The organism is Polynucleobacter sp. MG-28-Ekke-A2 (assembly GCF_035012985.1).
Lineage (GTDB): Bacteria > Pseudomonadota > Gammaproteobacteria > Burkholderiales > Burkholderiaceae > Polynucleobacter.
This window is the reverse complement of sequence record NZ_JAYGQU010000081.1, coordinates 1-255: the sequence shown is the minus strand read 5'-3', so window position 1 is coordinate 255 and position 255 is coordinate 1. Positions and strand designations below refer to the sequence as shown.

Annotated in this window: 1 protein-coding gene; it reads right to left on the bottom strand. The window is 45.5% G+C overall.

Going from position 1 to position 255, the window contains the following annotated elements:
- The coding region (locus tag VC188_RS12120; RefSeq protein ID WP_323484119.1) for an EF-Tu/IF-2/RF-3 family GTPase at nucleotides 1–255 on the bottom strand (255 nt) is incomplete at both ends.

Sequence of the window (255 nt, the reverse complement as noted above, 5' to 3'; positions counted from 1 at the left end):
CGATTGAACCAGTTACGTCCGTAGTACGGAAGTAAAACTGTGGACGATAGTTGTTAAAGAATGGAGTATGACGACCACCTTCATCTTTACCCAAGATATAAACCTCGGCTGTAAAGTGAGTATGTGGGGTGATTGAACCTGGCTTAGCCAATACTTGGCCGCGCTCAACTTCTTCACGTTTTGTACCGCGTAACAAGATACCAACGTTATCGCCTGCTTGACCTTGGTCGAGCAATTTGCGGAACATTTCAACAC